Annotated in this window: 11 protein-coding genes and 1 pseudogene; 11 read left to right on the top strand and 1 reads right to left on the bottom strand. The window is 65.1% G+C overall.

Annotated features, from left to right (window positions below; genetic code table 11):
* Positions 1-190: 190 nt before the first annotated feature.
* Entirely contained in the window at positions 191-655 is a 465-nt protein-coding gene (locus tag C2I19_RS21870) for a hypothetical protein (RefSeq protein WP_146056891.1), read from the bottom strand.
* A 58-nt stretch (positions 656-713) separates the two neighbouring features.
* On the opposite strand from C2I19_RS21870, the gene C2I19_RS19905 reads away from it, so the two are divergent.
* The 11 genes and pseudogenes from C2I19_RS19905 to C2I19_RS19855 all read left to right on the top strand — a co-directional run.
* Positions 714-2,603 (top strand): lytic transglycosylase domain-containing protein, encoded by a 1,890-nt coding sequence (locus C2I19_RS19905; protein ID WP_103904343.1) that lies wholly within the window; start codon positions 714-716, stop codon positions 2,601-2,603.
* Positions 2,604-2,630: 27 nt separating this feature from the next.
* The gene (locus C2I19_RS19900) at positions 2,631-3,566 is read left to right on the top strand and encodes a complex I NDUFA9 subunit family protein (protein ID WP_103904342.1); all 936 of its coding nucleotides are present in this window, start codon (positions 2,631-2,633) and stop codon (positions 3,564-3,566) included.
* Between the two features lie 2 nt (positions 3,567-3,568).
* The gene (locus C2I19_RS19895) at positions 3,569-4,795 is read left to right on the top strand and encodes a multifunctional CCA addition/repair protein (protein ID WP_103904341.1); all 1,227 of its coding nucleotides are present in this window, start codon (positions 3,569-3,571) and stop codon (positions 4,793-4,795) included.
* Between the two features lie 303 nt (positions 4,796-5,098).
* Positions 5,099-5,773, top strand: a complete 675-nt coding sequence (locus C2I19_RS19890; protein ID WP_103904340.1) for a beta-ketoacyl synthase chain length factor — start codon at positions 5,099-5,101, stop codon at positions 5,771-5,773.
* On the top strand, positions 5,766-6,548 hold the full coding sequence (locus tag C2I19_RS19885) for a lysophospholipid acyltransferase family protein (protein ID WP_103904339.1): 783 nt from the start codon (positions 5,766-5,768) through the stop codon (positions 6,546-6,548). Before C2I19_RS19890 ends, C2I19_RS19885 begins: the two co-directional genes overlap by 8 nt.
* Entirely contained in the window at positions 6,529-6,789 is a 261-nt protein-coding gene (locus tag C2I19_RS19880; RefSeq protein WP_103904338.1) for a phosphopantetheine-binding protein, read from the top strand. The genes C2I19_RS19885 and C2I19_RS19880 overlap by 20 nt, the downstream gene beginning before the upstream one ends.
* 25 nt (positions 6,790-6,814) lie before the next feature.
* Positions 6,815-7,066, top strand: coding sequence for an acyl carrier protein (locus C2I19_RS19875; RefSeq protein ID WP_103904337.1), 252 nt, complete (start codon positions 6,815-6,817; stop codon positions 7,064-7,066).
* Positions 7,067-7,068: 2 nt separating this feature from the next.
* A complete protein-coding gene (locus C2I19_RS19870; protein ID WP_103904336.1) occupies positions 7,069-7,617 on the top strand; it encodes a COG4648 family protein in 549 nt (182 codons plus the stop codon).
* Entirely contained in the window at positions 7,610-9,277 is a 1,668-nt protein-coding gene (locus C2I19_RS19865; RefSeq protein WP_103904335.1) for an ApeI family dehydratase, read from the top strand. Before C2I19_RS19870 ends, C2I19_RS19865 begins: the two co-directional genes overlap by 8 nt.
* Complete coding sequence (locus tag C2I19_RS19860) at positions 9,271-10,005, top strand: glycosyltransferase family 2 protein (RefSeq protein WP_103904334.1); 735 nt, start codon at positions 9,271-9,273, stop codon at positions 10,003-10,005. Before C2I19_RS19865 ends, C2I19_RS19860 begins: the two co-directional genes overlap by 7 nt.
* Positions 10,002-10,315 (top strand): annotated as a pseudogene (locus C2I19_RS19855) (LpxL/LpxP family acyltransferase); the annotation flags it as partial. The gene C2I19_RS19860 and the pseudogene C2I19_RS19855, both read left to right, overlap by 4 nt.

The following is a 10,315-nucleotide window of genomic DNA, read 5'->3' as shown; positions in this document are numbered from 1 at the left end:
GACGCGCAGCGCAACAGCTTCCAGTCCGAGCTGAACCTGGTGAGCGCCAAGCTGGACCGGCTCAACACCACCATCGGCGTGTACAAGGCGCTGGGCGGGGGGTGGGGGGCGAAGCTTTAAGCTGAGACGCCGCCTGCCACCACAGGAAAGCCCATCCCGTACGGAGTGGGCTTGTTTGCGCATGTCCGACTCAAAACATGGCGTTTTCCCATGACACGCCAAGCCAAATTCTCATTTCAGGCAGATCCGCACAAACCATTACAATAAAAACATGAACAAACGCCACCCGAGCGATAATCCAATCGACCGAGCAGTATTCAAGCCTCTGACGTAGATTTATATCGCTCGAAAATTGCGCAGCGGCAGCCGCTCGCCCATGCCGAACCATGCCTTGGCAAACCCTTCCCTCAGGCACAAATACCGGCGCCGCGCCCCTGGCAATCTGGCTGCGGCGCGGGAAATGCTTTAAATTACTGGGTGTCGGGCAAGCGTGCCCATCGACGCGATAATTGCAGCAGACAACTGATTCAAATCGGGATGCCGAACTCACGCAGCCCATTGCCCTTCTTGAAAATGCCGCCAGTGCGGCGAAGGACAGCAGCGAGCGACGCGCGTCCCGATGCAAAAACGGCGCAGATTGCGCCGCCGAATTCATACAACACTCAGAATCCCGATCTGAACCAGGGTTTTGAACATACAGACGCCGACTCCATATGAAAATCCCGACCACCACCCTGCGCCTGGCCTCCCTGGCGATCGCGGCGGCCACCTCCCTTCCCGCCATCGCCGCGCCGGACGACACGCTGATCGCCGCTCGCGACGCGTTCCGCGGCAATGACCTGGCCAAGCTGGCCAGGCTGGGGGACAGCCTGCCCGACAGCTACCCGCTGAAGGACTACCCGGAATATTGGACGACCTGGAAGGCGCTGGATAAAAACGACGACGCCCAGGTGCAGCGCTTCCTGGCGAGGACGCCGGACGGCTTGATGACGGAGCGCATCCGCAACGAATGGCTGAAAAAACTGGGCATGCGCGAGGACTGGACCGCTTTCGCCCAGGAGTGGAAAAAGCTGCAGCCGGAGGGGCGCGACGAGGAAACCGCTTGTTACGGCCAACTGCTGCAAATGCGCGGAGAGCAGAAACCGGAGAATCTGGACCGCTTCCTCGACGGCAAGCCGGCGCCCGATGGCTGCACCCGCCTGATCGAAGGCGCCTACGCCCGCGGCATGCTGGATCAGGACTGGCTGTGGCGCCGGGTGCGCCTGCTGCTGGCCGGCAATTTCCTGACCCAGGCCCGGCAATTGGCCGCCGACACCCAGCTGCCGCTGGACAACGCCGCGCTGAACAAGCCGGCCTCCGCCAGCCCGGACTCGCCAGGCGGCCAGGAGGCCTGGCTATATGAAGTGTCGCGCAAGGCGAAGACGGACCTGGACGGCGCGGCCGCCTACCTGCTGCGCATAGAAAAGGATTTGTCGCCGGATCGCGCCGGATTCGGCTGGGGCCAACTGGCCCTGCTGTCCGCGCGCAAGCAGTTGGCCGGGCAGGCGCAGCAATGGTTCGACAAAGCCGACCCCAAACAGCTGACGGCGGACCAGTGGGAATGGTGGGCGCGCTCGGCCTTGCGGCTGGAACAATGGCAGCAGCTGGACGGCATCATCCGCCGCATGCCGCCCGCCGTGTCCGGCAAGCCAGCCTGGCGCTATTGGCAGGCCCGCACCTTGAAACAACTGGGCAAGCCTGGAGAGGCGACGCCCTTGTTCAGCCAAGCCAGCGTGGGACACAGCTATTACGCCTTGCTGTCGCTTGAGGAGTTGGGCAACAGCCTGTCCGCCTCCACCAACAAAACCACGCCCAGCGACAGCGACGTAGCCAAGATGAAAGCCGATCCGGCCATCCGTCGCTCGCTGGCGCTGCTGTCCATCGCCGAAATCTACACCAAGCCGGAGTTCCGCACCGACGCGCAGCGCGAATGGCGCTGGGCGATGCGCGGCCGCAACGATATGGAACTGCTGGCCGCCGCCGAAATCGCCCGCAAGGAAAATTTCTACGACATGGCGATTTACAGCGCCGAGCGCACCAAGGAAGAGCATGACTTCTCTCTGCGCTACCTGACGCCGTATCGCGAAATCACGCAGAAATACGCGCGCCAGCTCGATATAGACGACGCCTGGGTCTACGGCCTGATCCGCCAGGAGAGCCGCTTCATCACCATGGCGCGCTCGGGCGTGGGCGCCTCCGGCCTGATGCAGCTGATGCCGGCCACCGCCAAATGGGCGGCCAAGAAAATCGGCCTGACCCATTTCGCCGTCAACGACATCGACACCAATGTCCAGCTTGGCACCTGGTATCTGCGCTATGTGCTGGACAATCTGTCCAGCAACGCGGTGATGGCCACGGCCGCCTACAACGCCGGTCCCGGCCGCGCCCGCAACTGGCAGGCGGACAGGCCGCTGGACGGCACCATCTACGCCGAAACCATCCCGTTCAGCGAAACGCGCGATTACGTGCAGAAGGTCATGGCCAACGCCGCTTATTACTCCAGCACTTTCGGCCATGCCAATATTTCATTGAAAAACCGCATGGGCATCATCCCCGCGCGTTGAGGCCAAAATCATGAAGCGAAAGCGCACATGCCAAGAATCTGCCTGATAGGCGGCAGCGGCTTCATCGGCCGCCATCTCGCCGCCCGTTTGGGCGGCGCAGGCTACCGTCTCACCGTGGCCAGCCGCAAGACCGCTCTGCCCGGCTTCATGGTGCTGCCATCGGTGGAGCTGTCCGCCGCGAATGTCCATGATCCAGAGCAACTGGACGCGTTGATCGCCGGCCACGATGCCGTGATCAGCATGGCGGGCATACTGCATGGCAGCCGGGCCGCGTTCGAAAAAATCCACTCGCAGTTGCCGGAGAAGGTCGTCACTGCCTGCCGGGGGCAAGGCGTGCGCAGACTGATCCACATCAGCGCGCTGGGCGCCGCGCAGGATGCGCCCAGCGATTACCAGCAAACCAAGGCATTGGGCGAGCTGGCGGTGGAAAACAGCGGCCTGGACTGGACCATTCTGCGACCGTCCGTGGTATTCGGCAGCGATGACGCCTTCCTGAATTTGTTCGCTGGTTTGCAGCGCCGGCTGCCCGCGCTGCCACTGGCCGGAGCCGGCTGCAAAATGGCGCCGATATGGGTGGAAGATGTGGCCAAAGCGGCAAGCGCCTGCCTGACTCGCGGCTCTACCATAGGTCGCAAGCTGGACCTGGCAGGACCGGAAATTCTCTCGCTGGCCGAGCTAGCCCGATTGGCCGGCCGCCTTAGCGGCCATCCGCGGCCTGTATTCGGTCTGCCGGATGGCCTGGCCATGCTGCAGGCCGCTCTAATGGAATGGTTGCCCGGCCCCACGCTGATGAGCCGCGACAATGTGCGTTCGCTGCGCAGGGACAATGTCAGCGATCAGCCTTTCCCGTCCGAGCTGCTTGGCTTCGAGCCCGGCGCGCTGTCTGCGCTGGCTCCGCCGTGGCTGGCCGGCCATGACCGCAATCAAACCGCATCCCGGTACCGAGAAAAGGCAACGCGTTAGCCATGGAAATCTATATCGTCGGCGGCGCGGTACGCGACCGCTTGTTGAATCTGCCGGTCAAGGATCGGGACTGGGTAGTGGTGGGCGCCACGCCGGAGCAGATGCTGGCCGAGGGCTACCGCCCGGTCGGCAAGGATTTTCCGGTTTTTCTGCATCCGGACACCCATGAGGAATATGCGCTGGCGCGCACCGAGCGCAAGGTGGGCAAGGGCTATCACGGCTTCACTTTCCACACCTCGCCCGAGGTGACGCTGGAGGAGGACCTGGCCCGACGCGATCTGACCGTCAACGCCATAGCCGAAGCCTCGGACGGCAGCCTGATCGACCCCTATGATGGCCAGGCCGATCTCAAGGCCGGCATGCTGCGCCATGTCGGCGAGGCCTTCGTCGAAGATCCTGTGCGCATCCTGCGACTGGCTCGCTTCGCCGCCCGCTTCGATTTCGCCGTGGCGCCGGAAACCATGACGTTGATGCGCCGCATGGTGGATGAGGGAGAAGCCGACGCGCTGGTGGCGGAGCGGGTTTGGCAAGAGCTTGCCAAAGGTTTGATGGAAAGCAAGCCGTCCCGCATGCTGCTGGTCCTGCGCGAATGCGGCGCGCTGGCGCGGATTCTGCCCGAAGTGGACGCGCTGTTCGGCGTGCCGCAGCGCGCGGATTACCACCCGGAAATAGACTGCGGCGACCACACGCTGCGCGTGCTGGATTACGCAGCCTCGCAAGGGCAGCCGCTTACCGTCCGCTTCGCCGCGCTGGGCCATGATCTGGGCAAGGCCCGCACGCCCAGGGACATTCTGCCGCGCCACATCGGCCATGAAATACGCGGCATAGAGCCGTTGTCCGAACTGTGCCGGCGGCTGCGGGTGCCTAGCGATTGCCGCGACCTCGCCCACATCACCCTGGTACATCACACCAAGGTTCACCAGGCTTTCGAATTGCGGCCGGCCACCGTGCTTAAGCTGTTCAAGGAGTGCGACGCCTTGCGGCGGCCGGACCGGTTCCGGCTGATGTTGGACGCCTGCCTCGCCGACGCGCGCGGCAGACTGCATTTCGAGGAAGCGCCTTATCCGCAAAAAGCCTATCTGGAGTCGCTGCTGGCGGCGGCCGCGCAAGTGGACGCAGGCGCTGTCGCCGCCGCCTGCGACGACAAGTCATCCATTCCCGCCGCGATAGACGCGGCGCGCACCGACGCCATCGTCAACGCCAGGGAATATTGGCAGCGCGATAATTGATCCCCCCGCGGCCATGCGCGCCCTCCACGCGAGGGCGCGCGCCCATCTCAAACGAATACCCATCCAATTGAACGAGTAATCATTTAAACTCACATCACAACTCATTGTCATTTCCCGCCATTTCTGCGCAAAACACGACAATACTTAGGCTTGCAATGAGCCCTTTGCGCCAGACACCTCAATAATTAGTTTGTTCCTTGTTCATTTTTTTTATTTCTAAATGTAAAATTACCGACCATCTGCATGCATGCGGTTAACTTTGCAACAACCCTAATTATTAAATAACAATATCCAGAAGCTCCAATGCATCACAGTCTGCATTTTTCCATCGACCACCTGATCCGCTGGCCCAGCCCCGACGCAGTCGACAACCAGGCAGTCTCCCCACCCTTGCCGCAAGTGCCGGCCATGCAGCGCCGACGCATGAGCCCGCTGTGCAAGGCCGCGCTGCATGCCGCTTTCGCGCTGCCGGCGGAGTGCGGCGACACGCCCTTGATCTTCGCGTCGCGCTACGGCGATATCGAACGGTCGATCGAGCTTCTGCAGCAGCTTGCCGCGGGCGAGCCTTTGTCTCCCACCCAGTTCAGCCTGTCGGTCCATAATGCGATCGCCGCGCTGCATGGCATTCTTACGGCTCATACCGGCCAGTACACGGCCATCGCCGCCGCGGAAGAAACCGTGGAGGCCGCTTTCTGCGAAGCGCTGGGCCTGCTCGCCGACGGCGCGCCAGCCGTGCGCCTCATCGTGTGCGACGCCCCGCTGCCCGCCCCTTACGCCGATTACCAAGACGGTGCCGAACCGCTGCATGCCTGGGGCTGCGTGATCCGCGCCGCGCAAGATGGCCCGCGCCTCAGCTTGAGCGCCGCGGCGGCGGGCCTGGCGGACGACGGCGATCCATGGCGCTTCCTGAGCGGCGATGCGACTTCCCATTACCACCGATGCGGCCGCGCCACCTGGTTCTGGCAACGTCATGGCTGATCGCTGCAATTACTGCTGGCGCCTCTTCGCCACCGCCATCGCCTTTGCCGTGTTCGGGCTCGGCGGCGTTTTATTTTCGCTAACCGTATTCCCGCTGCTCATCTTGCTGATTCGGGCCCCGGAAACGCGCATCCGCGTCGCTCGCCGCGCCGTGCAGCTGAGCTTCGCTGGTTTCGTGGGCCTGATGCGGGCGCTGGGCTTGCTCAGCTACCGCATCATAGGCGCGAAAAAACTGGATAGGCCCGGCCTGCTGATCCTGGCCAACCACCCCACGCTGATTGACGTGGTATTCCTGATTTCGCTGTTGCCCAACGCCGACTGCGTAGTGAAATCGTCGCTGGCCCGCAATCCATTCACGCGCGGCCCGGTGCGCGCCTCCGGCTATATCTGCAACGATTCCAGCGAGGGCCTGATCCAGGATTGCATCGCCTCGCTGCGTGCCGGCAACAATCTGGTGATCTTCCCCGAAGGCACCCGCACGCCGCTTGGCGGCTCGATGAAGCTGCAGCGCGGCGCGGCCAACATCGCCGTGCGCGGCCAACGCGACATCACGCCGGTCACCATCCGTTGCGAGCCGCGCTCACTGGCCAAGGGCGTGCCCTGGTGGCGCATCCCCGCCCAGCCCATGCGCTTCACCATAGAAGTCCGGGACGACCTGACGGTCGAGCCCTTTATCCGGGACAGCGGCGAGGCGATAGCCGCCCGCAGCCTGACCCACCATTTGCACGATTTTTTCCTGAGACAAGCCAATCCGCATGCAAACCCTGGAACTTGAGATCAAAACCCTGCTGATCGACGCGCTGAACCTTGAAGACATCACCGCGGACGACATCGCCAACGACGCCCCGCTGTTCGGCGACGGACTGGGTCTGGACTCCATCGACGCGCTGGAGCTGGGCCTGGCCCTGCAGAAGCGCTACGGCGTCACTCTGTCGCCGGACGCCGAGGAAACCCGCCGCCACTTCGCCAGCATCGCCGCGCTGGCGAGCTTCGTCGCCGGCGCGCGCAAGCTGTAACCCTTACCCATCCCCGGAGATTTCCATGACCAAAGACGAACTGTTCGCCCGCCTGAGCAAGGTGCTGCAGGAAACCTTCGAGATCGAAGCCGAGGCCATCCGCCCAGACGCGCGCCTGCGCGAAGACCTGGACATCGACAGCATCGACGCTGTCGATCTGATCGTGCAATTCCGCCCGCTGGTCGGCAAGCGCTTGCAGCCGGACGTATTCAAGTCCGTGCGCACATTGCAAGACGTAGTGGACGCCCTGCACGGCCTGATGCAGGAACAAGACTGAGCATGCCCGCCGCCGTCCTGGCCAGCCTGCTGACGCTGTGCTACCCCTTCCTGATCTATTTTGCTCAGGGACGGCTGGAGCCGCGCCTGCTGGCCGCCGCGCTGATCGCCATCGCGCTGCTGCGCGCGCTGAGCACCCGCCAGGCGGTTTGGTACTGGGCCGCCGGCGCCACGCTGCTGCTGGCAGCCTTCAGCATGCTGGGCAACGGCCTGCTGCCACTCAAGCTCTATCCCCTGCTGGTCAATGCCGCGCTGCTCGCCGTGTTCGGCGGCAGCCTGCGCTTCGGCCCGCCCGTGATCGAGCGGCTGGCCCGGCTGACGGAGCCGGCGCTGGACGCCGCCGGCGTCCGCTACACGCGCGCCGTCACCCAGGTCTGGTGCGGCTTTTTCATCGTCAACGGCAGCCTGTCCCTGGCCACCGCGCTATGGGCCGGCAACGCTGTCTGGACCGCTTACAACGGCTGCGTTTCCTATCTGCTGATGGGCGCGCTGTTCGGCGGCGAATGGCTGGTTCGACGCCGCTTCAAAAAACGCAATTCGATTCATGGCTGATTTCATTCCTCTGCAGCGCCTGCTGAACGCCGGCCGCGCCGCCGACCATCCCGTCGCCTACGCCGGCGCTCGCAGTCACGGCTTCGCCGAGCTGCGCGATCTGGCCGCGCGCTGGCGCGACGCCTTGCTGGCCGCTTCGGCGCCCACGGTCTCCATCCACCTGGAAGACAGCTTCGAATTCGCCGCCGCGCTGCTGGGCGCCTGGCACGCCGGAAAGGCTGTCTGTCTGCCGGCCGACGATCTGCCGGCCACCCGCGAGCGCCTGGCGGCCATGGGCATGCTGTCCTTGGATGCGCTGAATCCAGCCGCATCCGCAGATCCCATCTTCCAAGACCTGGCCGACTGCTGCGGCCTGCTGCTGTTCACCTCCGGCTCCACCGGCGAACCCCAGCTCATCGCCAAGACCTTGCGGCAGCTGTCTGCGGAAACCGCCACGCTGTCGCGGCAATGGGACGACGCGCTGCCGCGCGTCTGCCGGGTGGAGGCCACCGTGTCCCATCAGCACATTTACGGCCTGCTGTTCCGCATCTTGTGGCCCTTGGCCGCCGGCCGGCCTTTCGCCACCCGACGCCAGGCCTTTCCGGAAAGCCTGCTCGCGGCGCTGAGCGAGGCGCCCTGCCTGCTCGCGGCCAGCCCGGCCCACTTGAAGCGGCTGCCGGCGCATCTGGACTGGCGCGCGGCGCGTCCGCTGGCAGTGTTCTCGTCCGGCGGACCGCTGGACGATGCCGCGCTGGCCAACAGCCTGGCCACGCTGGGGCAGGCGCCTTGCGAAGTGTTCGGCAGCACCGAGACCGGCGGCATCGCCTGGCGCCGGCGCGAACCGGGCGCCTCTGTCGCATGGCAAGCCCTGCCCGGCATAGAAGTCGATATCGAGGGCGAGTCGCTGCGCCTGCGCTCGCCGCATCTGCCCGATAACGGTTGGCATGAAACCTGCGACCGCGTTCAGCCGCTGGACAACGGTTTCGCCTTGCTAGGCCGCGCCGACCGCATCGTCAAACTGGAAGAGAAGCGCGTGTCGCTGGACGCGGTGGAGCGCGCCTTGCTGGCCAGCGGATGGTTCGACGCGCTGCGCGCCGTGGTTTTGCCCGGCCCGCGCGCCAGCCTGGGCGTGGCCGCCGCGCCCAACGCCGCCGGCTGGGCCGAACTCTCCCGACTGGGCCGCCGCGCCTTCGCCTCTGCCTTGGTCGAGCAACTGAAAGACTGCGTGATCGCTGAAGCGCTGCCGCGCCATTGGCGCTATGGCTTCCGTCTGCCGGTCAACGCTCAGGGCAAGACGACAGAGGCCGCGCTGCTGTCATGGTTCGAGCCGACCCGCCCGCAGGCCTTGCTGCTGGAGCGCGGCGACGGGCATGCCGTCCTCGCGGTGGAAGCCGCTGAATCCTTGCCGGACTTCAAGGGCCACTTCCCCAGCTTCCCGCTGCTGCCGGGCGTTACCCAGCTGGACTGGGCTATTCGCTACGCGCGGGAGCTGTTCGAGCTGCCGCCGGATTTCTGCGGCATAGACAATTTGAAATTCCAGCGCATCATCCCGCCTGGCGCCATCGTACGACTGGAGCTGCGGCACGATGCGGCTAAACACAATGTGGGCTTTGCCTACGCATCCGGCGAACATGCCCACGCCAGCGGCAAGCTGCGCTTCGCGGAGGCCGCACCATGCTGATCTGCGCAGTAGTGCCCGTTTATAACCATGGCGACGCCGTAGGCAGCGTGGTCGCCGCATTGCGCGCGCAAAACCTGCCTTGCGTGCTGGTGGACGACGGCAGCGATGCCTACTGCGCCGGCGTGCTGGACGCGCTGGCCGCCGCCGACGAGCAAGTCCACCTGGTGCGGCTGGCGGTCAACAGCGGCAAGGGCGGCGCCATGATAGCCGGCCTGCGCGCCGCGCTGAAACTGGGTTTCAGCCACGCGCTGCAGATAGACGCCGATGGCCAGCACGACAGCGCCGACATCCCGCGCTTTCTGGAGCTGGCTAGCCGCCAGCCGGCGGCGCTGATCTGCGGCTGCCCGCTGTACGACGAGGACGCGCCCAAAAGCCGCCGCTACGGCCGCTACGCCACCCATGTCTGGGTATGGATCAACACGCTGTCGCTGGACATCGCCGACGCCATGTGCGGCTTCCGCGTCTATCCCCTGGCGACGACGGTGCCGCTGTTCGACCAAGCCAAGCTGGGTCTGCGCATGGACTTCGACGTCGAGGTGCTGGTCCGGCTGAGCTGGCGCGGCATGCGCATCGTCAACCAGCCCACCCGCGTCAGCTATCCGCTGGACGGCGTGTCGCACTTCCAACTGTGGCGCGACAATCTGCGCATCAGCCGCATGCACGCCAAGCTGTTCTTCGGCATGCTGCCGCGCCTGCCGCTGTTGCTGGCTCGCAAGGCGCTGCGGTGAGCCGGGTTCGCCACTGGGCCGGCATAGGCGAAAACACTTTCGTCGCCGGCATCTCGCTGCTGTACTGGGTGCACCGCCTGCTGGGCCGCCGCCTGTTCCGGCTCTGCCTCGCGCCGGTGGTGGCCGGCTACTGGCTGGCCTGCGCGCCGGCGCGCGCCGCCTCGCTGCAATACCTGAGGCGGCTGCAGGCGCATAGCGGCGCGCTGGGCCGCGAACCTGGCGCCCGGCACAGCTACCGCCATCTGCTGAGCTTCGCCGACACCATGCTGGACAAGCTGCTGGCCACCGCCGGCCGCTATCCGATGGAGCG

Origin of the sequence: Chromobacterium alticapitis (genome assembly GCF_002924365.1) — a bacterium.
GTDB lineage: Bacteria > Pseudomonadota > Gammaproteobacteria > Burkholderiales > Chromobacteriaceae > Chromobacterium > Chromobacterium alticapitis.
The sequence above is the reverse complement of the archived record's forward strand: the minus strand, read 5'-3'. Positions and strand labels throughout refer to the sequence as shown.